This window comes from Tatumella sp. JGM118, from assembly GCF_018257515.1.
GTDB lineage: Bacteria > Pseudomonadota > Gammaproteobacteria > Enterobacterales > Enterobacteriaceae > Tatumella > Tatumella terrea.
The window spans coordinates 79,157-101,344 of sequence record NZ_JAERJR010000002.1 but is presented as its reverse complement, the minus strand read 5'-3'; the positions used below and the strand labels follow the sequence as shown (position 1 = coordinate 101,344).

Sequence of the window (22,188 nt, the reverse complement as noted above, 5' to 3'; positions counted from 1 at the left end):
CCGGATATTATATTTTAATATAACATCTGCGACTGGCGATGCACAATTATTCATCAGATTCATTGCGATATCCCTGGCGTAATAATGCGTGAAAAAGCCTTAATCCATCGAAGGACGGATCCGGCAGTTTTCAAAGGCGGCATTGCCGGTAAAAAGGCGACCCTCCGGATACATCAGGTGCTCCTTTCTGGTCATGAAGCATTTCGCACAGGCGGGAGCTTAGTTCGTGGTAAGAAAGCCGATAATAGAAAACTGTTTTTGCAGTTCAAAGGATTATGGCAGATCGGATAAACAAAATGCGGCACAGCTTCCGTATATGAGGGTGCGCATATTGGCGGTACACCGTGCCATACCACCTACAGAAACCACAGCATTGAATTTCGCGGCCTGACGGCTCTTTTCGGACACATGGGAGTGGAACTCGACCCGGTTAAGGAACCGGAGCCGGTGAAACGGGCTTTTGCTCATTATATTAGCCTGCACAAGCAACTGCGCCCGTTGTTACATACCGGGATGGCCGTACGCCTCGATCACCCTGATAAATCGACACTGATCAACGCTGTTATCGATGAACATCAGCATCAGGCTGTCATCCTGATAAGCCAGCTGGCCTTACCGGAATATGCCCTCAACGGCAACATGATGATCCCCGGGCTGGATCCCGCCACGCTTTACCGTGTCGATGTCCTCGATATGCCGGAAAACCTGCATAACACCCGGAGCAATACTATGAAGCGTTACCCGGTATGGCTCAGGAAGCCACTGGTGCTAAGCGGTGACTGGCTTAGTAAAGCAGGACTTGCACTGCCGGTACTTAACCCGGAAACCGCTATGCTTGTAAAACTCACCGCCGTTAAATAAGGTCTGGCCAGTCGTTGCTCTCAGGCCAGCTTAGGGTAAAGCGTATTCTGTCGCTCTCTGAAGACTATTAGCGCGACAGGTTGGTTCACCGGGTCGCGAAGGCGCTTGTCACCCTCATTGATGACAAGCGCCCTCTGTAAAACTTCATCATCACACTTATGCAACAACAGAAAATGGGCATCAGGGAAAAAGTGATAAGGTCCGTTTAAATAGTTAATTTTTGAGATCCCGGATAAATAACATTATTCCTGATATTCCGCCGTTGTCACAGTGTTCAGTCATTTCCACAGGTAATCATCGTTATATTATCACCCTGCCCTGACCGGAATAATGAGGATGTTAGTGAACCCTCGGTGCTTAGCATGGGTTCACATCCTTTAACTCTCTCCCTGACAGACCTGGCATAACAACAGGGATCTAATGTTTTTCACTCTGACCCAACTTATCCCCCAGCCAAGTCCTACTGTTCGATAACCAGGTCAGCTTACTAAGCAATATTCCCCTGCTCTGCCATCATACCGTAAGTCATATTCAGACAGACTGCCTATATCGGGAGATATCAGGTGAGGTACAGCCCCCTGTTATTATTTTTAAGGAATAAAGTGTCATAGCCCGATAGCTATGTAAAACGACCACAATTCTTTTGCCTTTCGCAGTCAGATGATTACACTCATTAACATGAGTATCATTCACCGCCGAGACTACATAAGTAGCGAATATTTATTCTAAGAGATTAAAATAATATAAATCATCGTGACTTAAGCGTATCCACATGAATACTGTGATGCCTGCAGGATTTACACAAAAAAAAGGTCCCACGATATTTAATTTGTGATAAATTATTTCTCACGGCATTATAATCAAGGGAATGTGACCAGATGAAAAGTATATCAGGAAACCCATCAAAACAGCCGGTTAATAAGAATATTTCAGACGGTATCAACTCCGCCCCTCTGTGCGCTCTCGTCCCGGAGGCTGAATCAAATATAACCTGCACCCGCGCCATCGGTGTTTTTTTTATTTTAAAAACATCCTCGCACTTCAACTTCAACCATCTCCAGCGTTTACCCTGCTTTTTAGTACGAAAAATAAAAGCCATAATACAGAAATTCACCTGCCTCAGGATTGAGAATTTAGGGAATTAACCTCCCGAATGTTACAAAAAAACCATGCGATAGTTTTATTTAAATGATGAGTATATGAGTTTTGTCAGCCATTACATCTTTCAATCCGGATAATCACTAATAAGGAGTAACTTTATGGAAAACTTCCTACTCCCGATAAATTTATTTACCACCCGGCGACGTTTCAATGACTTTAACTCCGACGATATGCATTTTGGCGACATTTCAGAGAGCAGGCTTAAAAATGAATTTGGACTGGTAAATATATCTAATAGGGTTGATCCTTACTCATTAACACGGCTAACTACATTTGATAATCCTCAATCAATGTTCGCCGGAAACTATGCGAGCATTCGCCGGGGCGAAAAAATCAGCATCCATCAATGTGCACAACTACTTTTTGAAGAAATGCAGGTCATATCCCTCCCTTATTCATTCATTGGTCCATACCGACACCTGATCAATAAGATGTTAAAACACTTCCAATTTTCCCGGGGGAGTGATTTTACTGATCATACACTGAATAGTGCTTATCGGGATAAGATACTTTCAAACTACGCTACAAATCAGACCAGGAGCGTTCTGCATAACAACTTAAGTTTATATATTGATTATGATAATAAAGTCTTTCCGGATAATAAATTAGAAGATCTTAGAAGCTCTCTGTTGGACTCAGTTCTCCCGAAATTCAATTCTTTACTAACTGATAAGATAAATGGCATGGGGGTTACTGTCCATGATATTTATGCTACAAAAATTGACATCCTCCGCCTTGATATTAATAATTATGGCTGGAAAGCGAGCGTCAGATTTACAGGGCAAGACCATTTCGGATTAGATATCACTGACATAAAGAAGAAAAAATTCAACCAGTTCCGCTTCTTCAAAATATGGTTCATTCTTCAACGACTTGATAAATTTGGATTTCGTCCATTTATGACGAATATGGAAGCAGTGATCAACATAGAAGGAAAACGGTAATGCGTAGTTTTTTTATTCTGCTATTGCTTTTAATTTTCGTCGGCTATCTGATCATAAACCGGAACACTGTTTCAGTGATCGATGCGCATTATGATGGTCATACTGCCCAGGTAATCGTCGATAGATTACCTTTCTTCGGGGCTGATAAAATAATCTGGTGGGAAAAAAACAAAGAAGCTATATTGCAAAAGTATCATATTCCGTCGGGTCAGGACACGCCGTTTCAGATGACTATTTATGCTTTTGGTGATGGATATAAAGAGGAAGGAACAGAAGACAGACGCTGTTTTCCGGATGTCAGACCGCCTGAAAATTGTATTGATAAAGATATCCTCATGACCATAAGAAAGACACGGAGCGGAGAAAGCAGATATAGCTTTCACTAAGAAGATTAATCACTGGTTTTCGTCTTCACATGAAACTGCCTGTGAGACACAATAAAATTTTTCTTCGACGTCCGTTTTTTAATCCTGGCGGTATTCTGCAACCGTTAACCGGTCCGGCGACTGACGATTCAGGATAAGCAGGAAAGACGCTTTACTTTTCTCGCCTGCCCCCACATCAAAAAATCATTGATTATTATGATAACCTGGTAACCCGGCAAGGCGATTCTTCAGTATTCGTTGTTATAAAAGTCACCGGCTATTACTCAGAGTAAGAATGAAGGATCTATCGAAGGGATAAATTTTCTCAATCATATGTTTTAGTCTCTGAGGTAAAAATCAGCATGTGGTCTTTGAGCACGATGATATAAAACAGAGACTACTGCACGATATTTCCCCGTCTGAGTTCACCGATAATATCGCTTTATATCCCAGGGTAACCTACGGCTAACGGCCCTTCTGTGTTTAGCATCGGCTCCGCGTTCACATTAACTCCGGCGGTATAATTTCTGCCTGTATCGTTAATCCGCCGGGAGGAATATTCTTTCAGTTAACTTCTTTCGGGAATGGCTGCTATTCGCTATGGCGGGTGACTTATCCTGATCAGAGATCAGCGACGGGTGGCCAATAACCTGCTGAGCCCGGCATCCATTGGTACTGAATTTGCTGATAAGTTAAGGACCCTGCCTTTATAGTGTCCCCCTGACATTCAGAGAAAGCGTCGCTCATAACGCCTCTGGCAGACCGCCATCAGCGTTAACATAGCCCCCCTGTAACTCACGGATAGCGGGTCACAGGGCGTTCGGATTATCCGGCACTGACCATGATTTCGATAAGCCCGGGTTTGCCACTGGCGATGGCCGCTTCGATAGCCGGGGCGATATCGGCCGCCGTCCGGATGCAGCGGGTGGGTAATCCCATCGAGATCGCCAGCGCCTGATAATCTATTTTTGGCTGGGTAATATCCATCGCAATATAAGTGTCGGTTTGTGCGGAAGTATAATGCTGCTGGCCGCGCATAAAGTTCTTCAGGATGTTGTATTCCTGATTATTCATCACCACAAAAGTAACCGGCAGGTTTTCATGTGCCGCGGTCCACATTGCCTGGGGTGAATACATGGCAGCGCCGTCCCCGACCAGGCAGACCACCGGGTGCCGATCGCGACCCAGACAGTAGCCCACAGCCGCAGGCATCCCCCAGCCCAGCGCCCCGCCCCGCATAAACCCGTACTGTCCGGCCTGATCACTGGAGAGAAACTTACGCACCAGCGAAGAAACACATAAGGCTTCGTCCACGATGGGCACATCCGGTCCGATGGCGCGTACTGCTTCATGGGCCGCGACCAGCGGGTTGATCACCGGGAGACCGAATTTTGCTTCGACCTCTTTTTCCAGCACTTCGCGGGCCTGCTGCTTTTCATCTCTGGCCCGGGCTATCTGTGCCTCATAGAGTTCACGTTGCGCTTTGGTCGCGTTCTCCAGTATCGGTAACATCGCACTGAGTGAGACTTTAATGTCTCCAGCCACCGACAGGCGGGTGGCATAAGAACGCCCGAGATCCTTCACGTCGGCCGAAAGCTGATAAACCGCACAGCCTTCAGGCACCGCTGGCCCTTCGCTGTAGAGAATGGTAATTAACGACTTACCGCCTAATGCGAAAATGGCCTGATAATTTTTTAAGATATCCGCAATGCCCTGTGCTGTGGTCGGCATATTGCCCCGCCACAGAGGGTGAGAGGTCGGGAACGGAATGCGGGACGGCCAGGAGGAACCATACACATGCGCCCCTAACAGCTCCGCGACCTGCTGCGTTTCAGCCGAGGCATGGCTGCTGTAGATCTCGTCGCCGGCAATCAGCGCGACTTTTCCGGGCGGATAATCAGCAAGTAAATTCGCCAGATGCGGCAGTGAACCGGCCGTCGCCCGCCGGTCAATCCGCGAAGACTCCCCGATGGAGACATCGCTGATTTCATCCATAATATCCATCGGCAGCGCAAGAAATACCGGCCCGCCGGGGGCCGCATTGGCATCGTGAAATGCCCGCCGGACGAGTACCGGTATCTGAGCCGCACTGACCACGTTCTCGGCCCATTTTACGGCAGGCGCGGCGATACTTACCAGGTCGTCATATAACAGAGGATCACTGAAGGAATGGCGTGTATCCTGCTGCCCGGCCGTCACGACCAGCGGGGTGCGTGAGACCTTTGCATTCAGCAGATTCCCCATTCCGTGACCAAGCCCGCCGGCGGTATGGAGATTAAGAAAACCCGGCTTCCCCGAGGCTTGCGCATAACCATCGGCCATGGCGACCGCACTCGACTCCTGCAGCGCAAGGATATATTTAAGTGCCGGATTACGTAGCAGTGCATCAATCAGCGGTAATTCAGTCGTGCCCGGATTGCCAAAAATATACTCCACTCCTTCGCTGGCCAGTGTCTCCAGCAGAACATCGGCTCCGCGTCGACGTTGCAGTACAGCTGTCGTGTTAATACTCATAGCGATAGACTCCATTGACGGTTGTTCTTTCTCCGTGCGGGTAGCACGGCAGACCACGCCTCATTGACTCTGACTACGACATCCGGCTGAGACGAAACTCAGACGCCGCCAGTGTTGGCTGATAGCCGGTTATCCGGGACTGAGGCCCGGAAGTTATCGTGACAACTTACTTCCGCCATCAGTGCAATTGTCTGTGAAAGTACATAAACAGAATTTATGGGATCGGGCAGGCGACTTTGCCGGTTTGTCTGTGATCACCGGTAACACGGCAAACGACTGCGGGCTCCGTTATCCTCTGTTGCAGTCAGATATTGTCTGCAACAGGCCGCCGGTATCATCCCGATACCGGTCTCTGCTTTCCCGTCCCCTGAGACGGGCAGGCATAACGTATAAAATACCAGGCACCGGGATGGCCGGTAAACTGGCTGTCTCGGGTCATCTGAATCCGTCGCAGTACCGGCGCAAATCAGTTGCCGGAAACCGGTGAAGGCGAACGCTTCTTCGCTACAGGCAGTAAGCCCTTTTTTATGATATTCCCGGAATGCCGGGTGCATTTTTATACAGACAACGGGAAACTGAGCGGATATCCCGTCATCAGACAGTTAAAAGAAAATAAAGCATTATGAAAAGGCTGTGAAGAGCAGAGTCAGTAACCTTATGTAACTTTCGTGGCTTTCAGTCCCGGAACAGCCTTCAGTGCAGGTCATTCAGGCGGAGTTTTTTTATCCGGAATTTATCCGCAAGGCGCTGCCTGCCGGTTCCGGCAGGCGTGTTCTGCTTCACCGGCTGGCTACGCGGGTGGATCACTTCCGATCAGTGGGTGTTGTTCCTCCAGCCAGCCTCTGCGCATTTCCGGGACTGAATGCAATAACCGCCGGGCAGAGTTATCCAAAGGTTCCTGTAACGCCTCCCTCACCGGTCCCTGACGGATGACTTCGCCCTGAAACAGCACCGCAACTTCATCGGCAATTTCCCGGACTACCTGCAGTCATGGGTGATAAATAAACAGGCTACGGCAGTCTGTTGCTGAATATCCCCTGAACAGCATCCGGACCGGGATACCCGGTTCGTAAAAAATGGGCCTCCCTGACAACACCCCCAAAACAAAACTGTACACCCTGGTTTATTTATCTGAAATTACATACGCCCCCGCACTTTCCTGCTGTCCTGACTTACATAATCATTACATTATCTCTGCGTCCCTCCCGACTTACTGACAAGAAGAATTAAGTAACTAAATGATAAATATCAATTAAAACACCATCACCCATCAAAGGCCTTTGATTTCCTTTAAGAGGACACATCCGGAAACACCGATTGACATTTTCCCGTCGCCAATGCAAAACTAGACTGTACAGTTATTACGGGATCGGGTTTCGCCCCTAAAACCACAGGGACAGAAAGTCACTACAGACACAGTAACTCATCCATACCTCTGGCAAATAATTACAGGATATTTAACTATGATGACATCACCGCGGGCTTCACGATCGATGATATTACTGGTGGCGGTTGTACTGGCCGGCTGTGCCGGTGACCCGCCACCACGCTATTCCGGAGTGAGTTCAGCATCACAGATGACCGTGAATACCGGTAAAGAAGCAGACAAAATTCCGTACCGTTTTGTGACCCGTACTGACTGGAAAAAATACCACAATATCATTATCGATCCGGTCACCGTCTACCAGGGGGCGGATAACCAATTCGGTGACCTGCCACAGTCCGATCGCCAGCAACTCGCCCGCTATATGCAGAATAAATTTGCAGAAACGCTGCGCGAAAGGTTTGTCGAAACCACCGGGGTCTCTCCCGGTACCCTGCGTCTGAAACTGACGCTGACCGGGGCTGCGACAACCACGCAGGTCGTCGGTACCGTCACTAAGTTTGATCTGGCCGGCGGCCCCTACAATATCGTTCAGTCTATTCGTGGTGGCCGGGGAATGTTCAGCGGGTCCGTGAATTACGCCGCTGAGATCTATGATGCCAGCACAAATCAGCTGCTTGAATCCTATATTACCCATCAGTATCCGAATGCCATGAATATCGGTGCCACCTTCGGTTCGATGAGTGCCGCAGAAACCGGCGTCGATAAAGGTGCCGATCAGTTGCTTGAATTACTGAAATAAGACTTTCCGGTGCCGGGCGCAGACCTCGGCACCGGATATCCCACTGACAGCACGGACCTGAGGGCAACGTATTCCGGGGATACCGGATATCGCCGCCCCGGCCCGTTTCAGGCCTCTCAGAGTTGCTATGAAAATTTACCCGCATCTCATCGTCTGTCCCTGTTGCGAAAGCGTTTACCGTTACCGGCTTTCTGACCGGCAAGCCAGCCTGCAATGCCGGCGATGCGCAACCGTCCTTTACCGGAAGAGTGCTTTTGCCTTGCAGGATCTGCTGCCTTTCTGCTTTGCAGCGCTGGTCACCTTCCTGATGGCAAACCTGTTGCCGGTGATGACGGTAACGGCTCACGGGCTGACCCGCAGTGTCACGCTGTTACAAGGCATTCTGGCGATCACGGGGAGCTTTCCGGTACTCACCGGACTCCTGACCGCAGTCCTGCTGATCGGCGTGCCTTTACTACAGATCCTGCTCACCGGCTGGGTACTGCTGTTTGCCGGTTTCCGGCGGCCGGCCCCCGGATTTGTGGCCGCGATGAAAATACTGGCGCGTTTGCATCCCTGGAGTATGGCGGAAGTGATCGTTTCAGGGTTTCTGGTGGCGGCGGTGAAGCTCTCTTCTTTTCTCGACGTTTCGCCAGGCCCCGGCAGCTGGGCACTGGTGGCCTCTGTGATTTTACTGATCATTATTAACGGCTATGACCTGCAGCCTCTGTGGTCGCTGCTTCCTGCCCGCCGCCGCAAGGTACATACTCATCATGAATAATATCCCTTTTTCCCGTCAGCTGACGGTCTGCAGCTGCTCCGAATGCGGTCTGGCATTTCGGCTGCAGCCGGAAGATGGCGCTGTTGTGCGCTGTGTACGCTGTAACAGCCTGGTCGCTCAGCCATATCATCGCCTGAGCCCCTCTCTGGCCTGCCTGATCACCGCCATGCTCTGCTATCTCCCGGCCAATCTTCTGCCGGTGATGAGTACTACCCTGTTTGGCCGGCGCAGTGAAAGTACTATCCTGCAGGGCGTCGCCGACTTCTGGCACAGCGGCTCCTGTGCGATTGCCGCCATTATCTTCATTGCCAGTGTCCTGATCCCCTGCCTGAAATTTTTGGTGATGATCCGGCTGCTGCTGAATGTCCGGCAACTGAATGAACAGCAAAGGCTCAGACGTACCCGTCTTTACCGGGCGATAGAGTGGATTGGTTACTGGTCAATGCTGGATGTGGTGGTGGTTGCCGTCGTCTGCGGTCTGGTGCGTTTTAACGGACTGGCAGAGGCTGAACCCCGGGCCGGGATCCTGTTTTTCGGTCTGGTGGTGGTCCTGACGCTTTGTTCCGCGCTCTGCTTTAACCCGCGTACGCTGTGGAGAACAACTCAATGAAATACGTGCCTCCTGCCGTACCGCATGTTTTGCCGAAAAACCGATGGCATCTCCTGGTCTGGCTGTTGCCGGTGCTGGCGCTGGTCTGGGGACTGTTTACGCTTATCCGCACGCAACTGGATACCGGTCCGGAAATTACAATTACGTTTCACAGTGCGGCCGGGCTGGCGGCCGGTCAGACCCCGGTAAAATATAAGGATGTCACCATCGGCGTGGTACAGAATATCACCCTGAGCAAAGATGATGCCTCGGTGCTGGTCAGCGTCCGTATCGATAAAAATGCCGAAAATATTCTCCGTACCGATAGCCGGTTCTGGGTGGTGCGGCCGCGCATTGGTATGAATGGAGTCAGCGGGATAGATACCCTGATTTCCGGGGCCTATATCGAAGCCGATAAAGGCTACCACCCGCAGCCAGCGACCCGTTTTACCGGTCTTGAAACTCCCCCGGCGGTGATCCATGACACCCCGGGCAGCCAGATACTCATCGATGCTCAGGACCTGGGATCGCTGGATATCGGCTCGCCGGTGTACTTCCGTCGCATTCAGGTTGGCCGGATTGCCTCTTATCATCTGAAAGAAGATGGCAGTGGTATTACGCTGACCGCTTTCGTGGATGCACCTTATGATCATCTGCTGACCCCGGACACCCGATTCTGGAATGTCAGCGGACTCGACCTGTCGGTTGGCGCGAACGGCTTCCGGCTGAAAACAGAGACCGTCGCGGCGATTATGGCAGGAGGGATCGCCTTTGCAAATCCCCCGCCTGCCCCCGAAGGAGCGCAAACTGCGCCAGCAACTCACTATGTCCTGGCGGCGGATCAGGATGCGGCAATGGCCTCACCGGACGGCCCGGCGATCCGCTTCCGGTTACGTTTTAATCAGTCGTTACGCGGCCTGACGGTCGGTGCACCGGTAGAATTTTCCAGCGTACAAATTGGCCGTGTCAGTTCGCTGGAACTGGACTATAACCCGACAGGTTACCGTTTTCCGACCCTGGTGAATATTGATGTGTATCCGTCACGTCTGGGCCATGTCTTATCCCGGTTACCGGGCCGCACCTCAGACGATTTACAAAGCGATGCCGCGCTCTTTACCCGTGAACTGGTGGCGAACGGTTTACGTGCGCGGGCCGTCCCGGGTAATTTGCTGACCGGACAACTTTATATTTCGCTGGATTTTATCGCCGATGCACCCCGGGTCCCTTTCAACCTGCAGGCGAGGCCGATAGAACTGCCGACGATCAATGGCGGACTGGATAAAATACAGGAACAGATTGCCGGCATTGTGACCAAGGTTAATCAGATGCCGCTGGTCTCCATCGGCAGACATCTTGACGGGACACTGGCAGGCCTGGACCGGACCTTAACACTGGTTAACTCACAGACATTACCGTCGGTGAATACATTGACGGGCCAGGCCCTGAAAACGACAAAAGCTGTCGGGGATTTACTCGCCGATGACTCCCCGGTGATGGTCAGTTTGCTGCAAACACTACAGCAGGCCAATAGCACCTTGCGTGCTGTACGCCTGTTTACCGACCAGTTAAGCCGATCACCAGCGGCGCTACTGAAAGGACGTCAGGAAGAGATCCCCCCTGAAATTCCGTCCGCGACATCACATGGCAGAAAGGAGAATTATCCATGAGTTATATCCGGCATATTGCGGGGCTGATAATTTTTTGTCTGCTTTGCGGCTGCGCTTCACCGGCCATCCGATACCATACGCTTACCGGCCCGGGGGCGGCCGATCATCCGGCGGTACCGTCGTTACTGGCCTCGCTGGAAATTCTGCCGGTCGGGGTTCCGGTATCGCTGGACCGGTCGCAGATCATCGTCCGTGAAGGCACAGACCGCGTCTATATCCTGAACGACGATCAGTGGCTCAGCCCGTTAAGTGATGAAATCCGGGAGGCACTGGAAACCCGGTTACAGGCGCCGGTCTCCGTGAACCCGGCAAAGGCGGCGTTACCAGCCCAACGATTATGGCTGCAGGTGAGGCGGTTTGATGCAAGACCGGGACAGAATGTCTCTCTGGAAGCCGACTGGCAACTTCTGACCCGCGAAGGGGCTGATCGTGAACGTCTGAGCTGCCATAGCTCGTTAACCCTGCCTGTACAGGGCGGAATTGAACCTCTGTTCCCGGCATGGCAGCAACTGATATCGCAACTGGCCCGCCAGATAGCCGATACCGCGAATACCCCTGCTCCCGTGAGGCACTGCCCTGGCGGCAGCCCCGGTGGTGCTTTCCCTGAAGCCACCGGAGAGTATCCCGCCTTACCGGAACGGTAGTACGCTTAATCGCGCTAAAGTACGGTTCCCGGTGCGACCGGCTTACCTGTACCACTGGACAGCGGACGGCCTCCGGCCGATGCCGTGACTGACCTGGCGGTAAAAGATGTGCACGGATAAATTTATCTTTTACCCTGCCGTTCCGTCGCTGCAGGCCTGGCTACCCTCAATGCCCGGTGACGGGGAATACCTGCGCTAACGCGAACAGGTTCCGGCCAATGCCAGACAAAGGCTTACAGGTCGCCGTACAGCGCGGGTAGATGTATCTTTTACCCTGCCGTTCCGTCGCTGCAGGCCTGGCTACCCTCAATGCCCGGTGACGGGGAATACCCGCGCTAACGCGAACAGCTTCCGTCCGATGGCAGACAAAGGCTTATAGATCGCCGTACAGCGCAGGTAAATGTATCTTTTACTGTTAGGTTCGTCGCGGCAATGGATGGCGATCCTCACTGCCTGCGGGTAGCGCAATGAGGATCGCAGTAACCGGCATCAGTGTGCGGCTGCACCTTTCATAAACAGGCTGACGCCGTTTTTTACCATCTGCCGGATCTGCTCGTCAGTGCAGCGGGGCAATTCACGGCTGAACATCATGACTTCGGTTTCGGCCTTAATCAGCGATGTGAACTGAGAGGCCCGCAGCATCGGATTGGCCGGAGCCAGCTCACCGTTATTCATCGCCCCGGCAAACAGCTCACCCAGTTTTTCCATACTCTCTTTCGGCCCGGATTCGAAGAAAAGCCGGCCGATATCCGAACGCCCTGCTTCAGAAATAACACAACGGTAAATCTGCATTGCCTGGTTTTCGCTGGTCAGCACCGACAACATCTTTTCACCAAAGCGCGTCAGTTTCTCTTCCAGCGACAATGGCACAGGCCCGCTGTCCCGAAGTTCTGCGGCCGCTTCCGTCAGAAACAGTGTGCTGTAACGGCGAACGACGGTCTCAAACAGTTCTTCTTTGGATGAGAAGTAGTTATACAGCGTGGCCTTCGAACCACCGACCCGTTTCGCCACTTCGTTCATGGAAGTACGTTCGTAGCCCATTTCCTGGAACAGTGCCAGCCCGGCCTCGATAATGGCATCTCTGCGTTCTTCTGTTAATGTTCTCATCTGGCTCCCTGCAATTAATAACCGAACGGATCAGTTTAGTATTGTACCTTGCCGGCCGGAGATATGCTTTTTTTTCTGTGAATAAACATGACAAAGGCTGAACTGCCGGTGAACCGGCACAGAGATGAGATCGCAGGCAGGAAACAGCAGCAGAGTGCTGCTGAACACGGCCAGGCCGGCCGTTTCGGGTCTGACTACTCAGCAGAAGCAGAGCCGGTCAGACCCGGTGATGACCTATTTAGCGGAATGAGGATCAGGCGTCAAACCGATCCAGCTCCATGACTTTGGTCCATGCGGCAATAAAGTCCCTGACAAACTTCTCACGGGCATCATCGCTGGCATAGACTTCCGCACTGGCGCGTAATACGGCATTCGAACCAAACACCAGATCCGCGCGGGTGGCCGTGTATTTCACCTGCCCGCTCAGACGGTCGCGCCCTGCAAAATGTTCGCCTGACGGGTCGGTGGCCTTCCATTCGGTCCGCATATCCAGCAGATTAACAAAGAAATCCGTGGTCAGCTGGCCGGTATGTTCCGTGAAAACGCCTTGTTGTCCGCCATCATAGCTGGCTCCCAGGACACGCATCCCCCCCACCAGCACGGTCAGTTCCGGCACGGTAAGTGTCAGTTGCTGCGCTTTATCGATCAGCAGGCTTTCCGTGGAGGGCCCTTTCCCGGCACCACGGTAATTACGGAAACCATCGGCTAACGGTTCAAGCAGAGCAAAAGATTCAATATCCGTCTGATCCTGATGCGCATCGACACGGCCGGGGGTGAAAGGCACCTCTGCCTTGATACCGGCCGCTTCGGCGGCTTTTTCTATCCCCACCCCGCCGGCAAGCACAATCGTATCGGCCAGGGAGACGCCACCACAGGATTGCCGTAGGGCTTCCAGGACCGGCAATACCCGGGTGGCTGTGACATTGACCTCCCAGGAACGCTGTGGTTGCAGCGCCAGACGTGCCCCGTTTGCCCCGCCACGTTTATCGCCCCCCCGGAAAGTCGATGCCGATGCCCAGGCCACTGAGACCAGTTCGCCGTTGCTCAGTCCACAGGTGGCAATGGCCTGTTTCAGTAAGGCGATCTCTGCGGCTGAAGGGTGGAAAACCGGTGCCGGCAACGGATCCTGCCAGATGAGATCGTCTTTTGCGACTTCCGGCCCCAGATAGCGGGCTTTGGGTCCCATATCACGGTGAGTCAGTTTGTACCAGGCCCGGGCGAAAGCTTCATTAAATGCCTGTGGATCACGATAGAAGCGCCGGGATATTTTTTCAAACTCAGGGTCATAGCGTAATGTCAGATCGGTCACCAGCATCGTCGGTTTCCGGCTCACCGAAGCGTCGAACGGGTCAGGGATAATCTCACCGGCGTCGACGGCTTCATACTGGATGGCTCCTGCCGGACTGTGGGTACGAACCCATTCATAGCCGAACAGGTTAGTGAAAAAGTAGTGGCTCCAGCGGGTGGGCGTTTGTGACCAGATAACCTCCAGTCCGGACGTGATAGCGTCAGCCCCTGCCCCGTTGCCGTAGCTGCTCGCCCACCCCAGACCCTGAGCTTCCAGCGGGGCTGCTTCAGGATCTGCACCGACATGGCTGGCTGAGGCGGCTCCGTGTGTTTTGCCCAGAGTGTGGCCCCCGGCAATAAGTGCGACGGTTTCTTCATCGTCCATCCCCATATTACCGAATGCGGCGCGGATAGCCGGTGCGGCAGAAGCGGGGTCGCCGCTGTGTTCAGGGCCTTCCGGGTTCACGTAAATCAGCCCCATCTCGGTCGCCCCCAGCGGCGATCCCGCCAGTGCCTCCGGATGACGATGTGCAAGCCAGGTGTCTTCGCTCCCCCAGTTCACATCCAGGTCCGGTTCCCACACATCCTCACGGCCGCCGCCAAATCCGAAGGTACGGAAACCGGCATTTTCCAGCGCCACATTCCCGGCCAGAATATAGAGATCTGCCCAGGATATTTTCTGCCCGTACTTCTGCTTCACCGGCCACAACAAACGGCGGGCTTTATCCAGGCTGACATTATCCGGCCAGGCATTCAGCGGGGCAAAGCGCTGCTGCCCCCGCCCGGAACCGCCCCGGCCATCCGCAGAGCGATAAGTGCCGGCACTGTGCCAGGCCATACGGATAAATAACCCGATATAGCTTCCCCAGTCTGCCGGCCACCAGGCTTGCGATTCTGTCAGCAACTTATGCAGATCTGCTTTCAGTGCATAATAGTCGAGGCTGGCAAAGGCCTGCCGGTAATCGAAATCTTCATCCAGCGGATTTGAACGACGTGAATGCTGGTTTAACAGGTCAACCCGTAGCTGGTCAGGCCACCAGTCCCGCGGACGGGTACCGCCGCCTGTAACCTGAGGTGTGACAGCGGCATGAAAAGGACATTTACCTGCACTCTCTGCAGGAGGGTTAGTATCGCTCATGGTCATACTCCGGTCTTAATGGTTGACGCCACTCTATACGGCGGGGCCCCTGACACCAACCTGTCTGGACCGATGTATTTGATAGCTATTTCCTTATGTTTTTGAAGAAGTTAGCGCAAATTCACTTCACGGCAAGGTCAGCAGGCAACCTAAAAAAGAGATAACCCCTGCGTGGCGGAGGGACGGGTGTTACCGCAGGCTGACTAGCGAAAATTCAGTGTATGCGGGAATAACGCACCCCGAATGGCATGCTAACGACAGCGAACCACTGTCTCTCTGAGCAGGCGCTAAGCGCATTCCCTGGCAACAAACACTGACGGCAAAAAGAAAGAATATGGCCGGTTAAGCCATGTTTTCCGTCACGACACCCGCGATGGCGCGGCCAGGCAATCACGCGGCAGCAAACCACTGGCGGCAAAAAAGAAAAAATGCCCGGTTAAGCCACCCGCGTTATCCGTGCCGGATATGACGGGACTATGGCTCTGTCAGGCCATCGTTCAGCAGGCGAATATGTTGCTCCAGCGCATGAACCAGCCAGGAAATATGACTGGTCTGCGGTGATTTCACCGCACTCAGCAGCGTCAGATGGCCGCTGCTGGCTTTCCGTGCCAGTCGTCGCAGGCAAACCTCAGCCTCTGCATGCGTCAGTTCTGCCAGGTAGCGTTTACCAAAGGTCTGAAAGTCAATCTGCTGATGATGATAGGCCTTGCGCAGTTCTGCGGAGGGGGTGATCTCAGGGCACCACTCATCCATTTGCAGCGAAGATTTGCTGATCCCACGGGGCCATAGGCGATCAGCCAGCACCCGCCAGCCATCCTGTCCGGTTGCCGGGTCGTACACCCGTTTAAACGTCATCATTTGTCTGACCTCACTTACGCGGAAAACTGAGTCCGCCTTTACTTTCAGCTTCACCCGGCTTGTCAGTATCCCCCCTTAAGCATGAATTTTCGCTCAGAATTCCGCCAGCCACTGCCACCAAGGGGTCAAAAAGCCATTACGGTTAAATATCTCTCTAAAGATATACTCAATTATTATTTCCCTGCCGCCGATTACTGCCTAAAATAGTCAAAGCGGTCAGCCTTGCGGGCTGGCCTGTTTTTTTTCTCTTTTTCTTTGGAAGGTGTACTGTGCCAGCATGGTTATCTCTTGCCGCTGAATCATTCTGGCCGATGTTGCACGCCGGATTGACTTTCACAATCCCTTTGACGTTATTGTCATTTGTTCTGGGACTTTCTCTGGGCTTTATTGTCGCGCTGATCCGTCTGTACGGACCTAAACCGTTAAAGATCTTCGCCCGTTTCTACGTCTGGCTGTTACGGGGTACTCCCCTGCTGGTCCAGTTATTCCTGATTTTCTATGCGCTGCCGAGTGCAGGGATCACTATTTCTGCCTTCCCTGCGGCGGTGATTGGCTTTACCTTAAACATCGGCGCCTACTCGTCTGAAATTATTCGTGCCACCATTAAATCGGTACCGGTCAGCCAGTGGGAAGCCGCACATTCCATCGGAATGAGCTGGCGACAGGCACTCAGCCGCATCATTCTGCCACAGGCGGCGAGAATTGCGGTTCCGCCGTTATCAAACACCTTTATCTCCTTAGTGAAAGATACCTCACTGGCGTCGGTGATCACGGTACCGGAAATGTTCCTGGCCGCACAACGTATAGCCGCCGTGACGTATCAGCCGCTGATCCTCTATACCGAGGCGGCACTGATTTATCTGTTCTTCAGCACAATTCTTTCTGCGTTGCAGAACAAACTGGAGATTCATTTCTCCCGCGAAGAGAAAGCGGAGTCGTAAGCCGATGATTTCATTAAACGGGATTAACAAATATTTTCAGGACAACCATGTGCTGAAGGATATCTCGCTGCAACTGCCTAAAGGCTCAGTCACCGCGCTGATCGGCCCTTCCGGCAGCGGGAAAAGTACTTTATTGCGTTGCCTGAATCTTCTGGAAACACCGCAGTCCGGGAGTATCACGCTCGATCAGGAAACCCTGACTTTTAACGGAAAAGCGCTGCGTACCCGGGACATCCAGCGCATCAGCCGCCAGACCGGCATGGTATTTCAGAACTTCTCTCTGTTTCCGCATAAGACGGTACTGGAAAACATCACCGAAGGTCTGCTGGTCGTGCACAAATGGAGTAAAGGCGACGCTATCGCCCGCGCCGAAACCTTGCTGGAAAAAGTAGGCCTGCTGCATAAACGTGATGTGATGCCGGCGACACTCTCCGGCGGGCAACAGCAACGGGTGGCCATTGCCAGAGCCCTGGCCCCTTCCCCGAAAGTGCTGCTTTGTGATGAACCGACATCCGCACTGGACCCGGAGCTGTCTGCAGAAGTGGTGGCCGTGCTGAAACAGCTGGCAGAAGAAGGGACTACCATGCTGATGGCAACCCATGATCTGCGGCTGGCCGCCTCGGTGGCGAGCCACACTATTTTTCTGGAAGCCGGTGAAATCATTGAAACCGGAGATTCCGCACAACTGTTCAGGCACCCGCAGAAAGCCAGGACTGCCCAATACATTGCCACACTGACCGGCGGCCTCTCTGCCGTTGGCCGGGACTGATATTACTTAGGAGCAATTAATGAAAAAAACAACACTGTTACTCTCAGCCCTGTTATCTCTGGGTGTTGCTCACTCAGCGCTGGCAGATGATTCTCTGGCAAAAGTCCGCTCAGCCGGTGAGCTGACCATCGGTACCGAAGGGACCTACGCGCCTTTCACTTTCCATACGATCTCCGGTGACCTGACCGGATTTGACGTGGAGATCGGCCGTGCGATTGCACAAAAACTGCATGTTAAACCGGTCTTTGTGGAAAGCAAATGGGACGGCCTGATCGCCGGTCTGGATGCAAAACGTTATGACGTGGTCATTAATGAAGTGGGGATCACCCCGGCCCGTGAGAAAAAATATGATTTCTCACAGCCTTATATTGCCTCCAAAGCCGTGGTAATTGTGAAAAACAGCAACGACAGCATTCACAGTTTCGCCGACCTGAAAGGGAAAAATGCTGCCCAGTCGCTGACCAGTAACTATGCGCAGCTGGCCCGTAATGCAGGGGCTAACCTGGTCAGTACCGATGGGTTTAACCAGTCTATCGATCTGGTGGTTCAGGGCCGTGCAGATGCCACTCTGAATGATAAGCTGTCATTCCTGGACTTCAAAAAACACCGTCCTGATGCGCCGGTTAAGATCGTTGCTTCAGAAGACAATGCCAGTGCATCCGGTGTTCTGATGAGAAAAGGCGAATCGTCTCTGCAGGGTGCCATCAACGATGCTCTGACCGATATGAAAAAAGACGGGACTTACCAGAAGATCTCTGAAAAATACTTCGGCGAAGACGTTTCTCACTAATCGCCAATCGCTTCGTCAGTGACCCCCGGCCCGGCCGGGGGTATTTTTTTATACAGAGCCAGACGGCTTACGGCCGGATGATTGTCGCAAGTACAGGTATTAACCTTATATCTCCCGGTGCGGTTTTCTGCTCTGCGGGCCAACGGGTGGGAAGAGCTCTCCCCGTATCACCGTCTGCCTCAGGCACACTGCCCCTGTAACGATATTGCCGGAAGCCAACGAAGAACAGGCTGAGTGGTCTTCTGCTGATGTCCCTCAGCCACCTGGCGGAGGGATACCGGCTGGCGTTCAGGCGGTGGCGGACCATTCCCGTGATAAAAATCCCCGGATCGCTGCCGTCTCTGCATCCCGGAGGTAAGCATCATCGCCGGAGTGATGCCGCCCGGCGGATGCCCGTGTCAGCCGACGCTCAGTAATCATAGAGGTCCCTGGCAGACCCCGGGAAAAAGTCCGGAGTATCTGATCTCCCGGTCAGTGAACCAGCCCAATCCAGCCATGAATTCCCATATAGAGCCCCACCACAGCCATCAGGCCTCCGGAAAGATAAGGCGCTCGTCGGGCAAGGGCATCGAACCCGCCCCAGCGTTTAGCTACCTGCCGGACACTGAGCGCCGCACCGACACCGACCGTCACCAGAGTTAACGCCAGTCCGAGACTGAAACATAACACCAGCGTAGCTCCCAACATCATGGCCTTCAGCTGAAGGCAAATTAACAACACGGTGATCGCTGCCGGGCAAGGTATCAGGCCACCTGTCAGCCCGAACAGCAGGATCTGTCCGTTCGTCACTTCTTTACCGGTAAAGCGATGCTCAATATCCTTCGCATGTGCCAGGGCGTGAGCATCCTGGTATTCAGCCAGGTCTGCGCCGGAACCCTCACCACCGGAAAGGTCATGGCTGTGGCCGTCCTCGCTGAATTTCACATTGAAATCATGAACATGGGAACGATGCATCAGTGACAGACGAACGTCAAAAGTGTGAGGTTCCGGGACCGGGGTCATGGACTCCAGATAATCGCCGCCATCGGTAAATTCGAAGATCTGAGAGAAAGCATGGTTTTCACGCATCGTGGTTAATGAAACTTCACCGGCATGCCATTTCTGGCCACTGAGCGTCCGCAGTCGCCAGTGAGGACGTGCTCCTTCCTCTGAAATTGACAGTTCAATGACCCCATGGCCGGTATCGATCCGCCGGGTTTCATCATGATGGTGATGGTGATGCGGTGGGTTGCCGTGCATCGCTTTCAGCCACAGCTTTTCTCCCCGCCAGGTCTGCCAGACTATCCAGCCAGCCGTTGCGAGGATAATGACCGCAGAAACCAGTTGCAGCCAGGGTTCAGCCGATTCAGCCGTAAACTTTTTGCTGATAAACATCCCTCCGAAAGCGATGAGCCAGACGATAACCGTATGTGACAAGGTTGCGGCCAGGCCAAGCATTACCGCCTGGCGTACTGTCCCTTTAATCGCAATGATAAACGCTGCCATCATTGTTTTTGAGTGTCCCGGTTCCAGCCCATGCAGTATGCCCAGCAAAATAGCGCCGGGAATAAAAAACCAGGCATTACCTTGCTGAAGAAGCGTCGTAAATTCAGTCACAGAAATCATTCCTAAGGTTTAACGTTGCGCCAATTCTACTCCCCCCCAGTACAATATACTACCCCCCAGTAGAACCGGGTGGTAAAATCTGCGCAGTTTTCTGGAACGTGGAGCCCTGTCGTGTCGCATACTATTCGTGATAAAAAAAAGCTGAAAGCCCGGACAAACAAGATCGAAGGCCAGGTGGTTGCCCTGAAGAAAATGCTGGATGAACCCCATGAATGCACCGCTATATTGCAACAGATTGCCGCAATACGCGGTGCAGTGAACGGTTTATTACGGGAAGTGATTAAAGGACATATCAATGAGCATATCGTTCATGAAAGCGAAGAAACTCAACGGGAAAAAGACATGGATATTGTACTGAAAGTACTCGACTCCTATATGAAGTGATGCGGGCGAAGCGCCGCTAAGCTGCCTGTTCCGGATAAATCAGCGTTCTTATCTGCAAACCGGGGGGCTCTTCGGGTCACAGACCACAACTGTCAGGGTATTCCACATCAAAAAGAAGACCCGGCCGGCTGGCCGGGTCTGAGAACCGTTCAGTTAAGGCGGTTGTCGGATCATTTCGGACCGGCGTTTGCCATCACATAGGCCGGTACACTGGCACTGGCAGTGACAGAGTAAGAATAACTGACCGGAGAGCTGAACGTAGTGCCGGTGGCCGACGTACCAGTAGTTCCGCTGTAGGTATTATTCTTCTCGTAGAACGCATCGGTATAGCTGCTGCCGTCGTTAGTCAGCGTATTAGTATTATTCGTCTTCAGGAAGTAGTTTGATTCGGAATATACCACGCTGCCATTCACCAGCTGCAGTGCTTCATATTGTTGTTTCGGATATTTATTGCCGTCTGTTGCGGTATTGTAATCCGTGCCTGAGTAAGTTTCGCTATTATCAAAATAGTTACTGTACGCATGGATCCAGCCACGGAATAACGGACGTCCCCGCACGTTCGGACCAATCCAGTTATGGTGTAAGGTCACGTGCAATTTCCCTGTCCCCTGCCAGGAGTCAGAGGTATTAGCCCCCACGACCATCGCCAGACGCTCACCGGCGAGATCCGTATTATATCCCACCCAGTTCCAGACCGGATCCGGACTCATATTGACCCAGCTGTCACTGAAGTAAAGGTGGTTATACGACAAGGTCACATTATCTGAACTCAGTGCCACACTCATCAGATCATCACTGGTGTCATAAATGGCGCAGTGGGTGATCAGGGCATTGGTGACCCGGCGTAAAGAGATGCCTTCGTAATTGATCCCGACTTTTTTAGTGCTGTCAGAAGAGCCGTAAACCTGCTGAGGCATTGCCTGTAAATCTGATATTTTCCCGAAGAACGTCAGGTTAGAAACCTTAATGTTCTGGATATTTGTGCCGCTGGCCAGCAGTTCACCGTCAAACTTTAGCTGGATATTTTCCAGTACCGCTTTGCCCCCCGCGGCCCCCTCAATGGTCGTGTTGTTATTGCTGGCTGACGAGAATGTCAGGGTGGTTAATCCTGCACCTCCGTAGATGGTGCCGCTAACGATAATATGATGCTGACCACTGCTTACCGCGCTTTCCAGCTGACTGAGGTTAGTCACGGTGACTGCTGTATAGCTATCGCCGCCGGTTGTGTTTGAGAATCCGCCGGTATCTGCCGCCGAACACGCAAATCCACCAAGACTTAATGCTGCCAGTAGTGAAGCCTGTACCATCCGTAATTTTGTTTTCATAATAACCTTCTTAGTGATGTTATAAGTTAAGTTGTGTCTTATCGACAAACGTAATATTGCACTTATAGCGCATCACTTGCCCGCGATTGAGGTTGTCGGCTGAAGGATACAACAATTGGTATTCCAGCCACTGTTTCAGAGGCAAAAATAACGGATTTTCCGGGGAAGATAGCTTAGACCCGAACGTTTCAGACGCCGGTCTGTCAGGCCGATCGGGCCGAAGATTCTCTGCATCATTAAGGTTCTGTCGGGATAGCTAAAAAAAGGAAAGACTCAAAGACCGAAGTACATCAGTACATCAGTACATATAGCGAAACTCTGAGACCCGGCTATATAGCGAAAGCAGAAAGCGG

Annotated in this window: 19 protein-coding genes and 2 pseudogenes; 13 read left to right on the top strand and 8 right to left on the bottom strand. The window is 52.4% G+C overall.

The genetic code is table 11. The features are described 5' to 3' along the window. Positions 1 to 84 precede the first annotated feature (84 nt). From JK223_RS02910 to JK223_RS02895, 4 genes and pseudogenes are all read left to right on the top strand, one after another. Positions 85 to 291, top strand: a complete 207-nt coding sequence (locus tag JK223_RS02910; RefSeq protein WP_212712722.1) for a hypothetical protein — start codon at positions 85 to 87, stop codon at positions 289 to 291. Positions 292 to 321: 30 nt separating this feature from the next. Further along, positions 322 to 861, top strand: a pseudogene (locus JK223_RS02905) (alpha-galactosidase); the annotation flags it as partial. Between the two features lie 1,259 nt (positions 862 to 2,120). Further along, positions 2,121 to 2,966: a DUF3289 family protein gene (locus tag JK223_RS02900; RefSeq protein ID WP_212712721.1), complete on the top strand. Its 846-nt coding sequence runs from the start codon at positions 2,121 to 2,123 to the stop codon at positions 2,964 to 2,966. Then, positions 2,966 to 3,352 (top strand): DUF943 family protein, encoded by a 387-nt coding sequence (locus JK223_RS02895; RefSeq protein WP_212712720.1) that lies wholly within the window; start codon positions 2,966 to 2,968, stop codon positions 3,350 to 3,352. Before JK223_RS02900 ends, JK223_RS02895 begins: the two co-directional genes overlap by 1 nt. A gap of 804 nt (positions 3,353 to 4,156) precedes the next feature. On the opposite strand, the gene JK223_RS02890 is transcribed toward JK223_RS02895, so the two are convergent. Then, on the bottom strand, positions 4,157 to 5,845 hold the full coding sequence (locus tag JK223_RS02890) for a thiamine pyrophosphate-binding protein (protein ID WP_212712719.1): 1,689 nt from the start codon (positions 5,843 to 5,845) through the stop codon (positions 4,157 to 4,159). Between the two features lie 790 nt (positions 5,846 to 6,635). Then, a pseudogene (locus JK223_RS16860) lies at positions 6,636 to 6,877 on the bottom strand (hypothetical protein); the annotation flags it as partial. Between the two features lie 431 nt (positions 6,878 to 7,308). Here JK223_RS16860 and JK223_RS02885 point away from each other — a divergent pair. From JK223_RS02885 to JK223_RS02865, 5 genes are all read left to right on the top strand, one after another. Then, entirely contained in the window at positions 7,309 to 7,971 is a 663-nt protein-coding gene (locus JK223_RS02885; RefSeq protein ID WP_212712718.1) for a DUF3313 domain-containing protein, read from the top strand. A 127-nt stretch (positions 7,972 to 8,098) separates the two neighbouring features. Further along, positions 8,099 to 8,731, top strand: coding sequence for a paraquat-inducible protein A (locus tag JK223_RS02880; protein ID WP_212712717.1), 633 nt, complete (start codon positions 8,099 to 8,101; stop codon positions 8,729 to 8,731). Then, positions 8,724 to 9,341 carry a paraquat-inducible protein A gene (locus JK223_RS02875; protein WP_212712716.1) on the top strand — a complete coding sequence of 206 codons (618 nt, stop codon included), beginning with the start codon at positions 8,724 to 8,726 and terminating at the stop codon, positions 9,339 to 9,341. Before JK223_RS02880 ends, JK223_RS02875 begins: the two co-directional genes overlap by 8 nt. Continuing rightward, positions 9,338 to 10,987 carry an intermembrane transport protein PqiB gene (locus tag JK223_RS02870; RefSeq protein ID WP_212712715.1) on the top strand — a complete coding sequence of 550 codons (1,650 nt, stop codon included), beginning with the start codon at positions 9,338 to 9,340 and terminating at the stop codon, positions 10,985 to 10,987. The genes JK223_RS02875 and JK223_RS02870 overlap by 4 nt, the downstream gene beginning before the upstream one ends. Continuing rightward, on the top strand, positions 10,984 to 11,631 hold the full coding sequence (locus JK223_RS02865; protein WP_212712714.1) for a membrane integrity-associated transporter subunit PqiC: 648 nt from the start codon (positions 10,984 to 10,986) through the stop codon (positions 11,629 to 11,631). The genes JK223_RS02870 and JK223_RS02865 overlap by 4 nt, the downstream gene beginning before the upstream one ends. Before the next feature lie 489 nt (positions 11,632 to 12,120). Here JK223_RS02865 and JK223_RS02860 read toward each other — a convergent pair whose 3' ends face one another. The 3 genes from JK223_RS02860 to JK223_RS02850 form a co-directional block, all read right to left on the bottom strand. Next, complete coding sequence (locus JK223_RS02860) at positions 12,121 to 12,738, bottom strand: TetR/AcrR family transcriptional regulator (RefSeq protein WP_212712713.1); 618 nt, start codon at positions 12,736 to 12,738, stop codon at positions 12,121 to 12,123. 253 nt (positions 12,739 to 12,991) lie between these two features. After that, positions 12,992 to 15,163: a catalase/peroxidase HPI gene (katG, locus tag JK223_RS02855; protein WP_371813042.1), complete on the bottom strand. Its 2,172-nt coding sequence runs from the start codon at positions 15,161 to 15,163 to the stop codon at positions 12,992 to 12,994. Positions 15,164 to 15,637: 474 nt separating this feature from the next. Next, positions 15,638 to 16,021, bottom strand: coding sequence for a DUF488 domain-containing protein (locus tag JK223_RS02850; protein ID WP_212712711.1), 384 nt, complete (start codon positions 16,019 to 16,021; stop codon positions 15,638 to 15,640). Positions 16,022 to 16,290: 269 nt separating this feature from the next. On the opposite strand from JK223_RS02850, the gene JK223_RS02845 reads away from it, so the two are divergent. From JK223_RS02845 to JK223_RS02835, 3 genes are read left to right on the top strand one after another with little or no spacing between them, the layout of a single operon-like run. Then, the gene (locus JK223_RS02845; protein WP_025903521.1) at positions 16,291 to 16,962 is read left to right on the top strand and encodes an amino acid ABC transporter permease; all 672 of its coding nucleotides are present in this window, start codon (positions 16,291 to 16,293) and stop codon (positions 16,960 to 16,962) included. A 4-nt stretch (positions 16,963 to 16,966) separates the two neighbouring features. After that, positions 16,967 to 17,731, top strand: coding sequence for an amino acid ABC transporter ATP-binding protein (locus JK223_RS02840; RefSeq protein ID WP_212712710.1), 765 nt, complete (start codon positions 16,967 to 16,969; stop codon positions 17,729 to 17,731). Positions 17,732 to 17,750: 19 nt separating this feature from the next. After that, on the top strand, positions 17,751 to 18,521 hold the full coding sequence (locus tag JK223_RS02835) for an amino acid ABC transporter substrate-binding protein (protein ID WP_212712709.1): 771 nt from the start codon (positions 17,751 to 17,753) through the stop codon (positions 18,519 to 18,521). 288 nt (positions 18,522 to 18,809) lie between these two features. Here JK223_RS02835 and JK223_RS17015 read toward each other — a convergent pair whose 3' ends face one another. Continuing rightward, on the bottom strand, positions 18,810 to 18,941 hold the full coding sequence (locus tag JK223_RS17015; protein WP_256437050.1) for a hypothetical protein: 132 nt from the start codon (positions 18,939 to 18,941) through the stop codon (positions 18,810 to 18,812). Positions 18,942 to 18,992: 51 nt separating this feature from the next. Further along, entirely contained in the window at positions 18,993 to 20,117 is a 1,125-nt protein-coding gene (locus tag JK223_RS02830; RefSeq protein ID WP_212712708.1) for a nickel/cobalt efflux protein RcnA, read from the bottom strand. A gap of 120 nt (positions 20,118 to 20,237) precedes the next feature. Between JK223_RS02830 and rcnR the strand changes: the two genes are divergently transcribed. Continuing rightward, positions 20,238 to 20,510: a Ni(II)/Co(II)-binding transcriptional repressor RcnR gene (gene rcnR, locus JK223_RS02825; protein ID WP_212712707.1), complete on the top strand. Its 273-nt coding sequence runs from the start codon at positions 20,238 to 20,240 to the stop codon at positions 20,508 to 20,510. Between the two features lie 170 nt (positions 20,511 to 20,680). Here the strand turns inward: rcnR and JK223_RS02820 are convergent, their stop codons facing one another. Then, positions 20,681 to 21,835: a hypothetical protein gene (locus JK223_RS02820; protein ID WP_212712706.1), complete on the bottom strand. Its 1,155-nt coding sequence runs from the start codon at positions 21,833 to 21,835 to the stop codon at positions 20,681 to 20,683. Between the last annotated feature and the right edge of the window lie 353 nt (positions 21,836 to 22,188).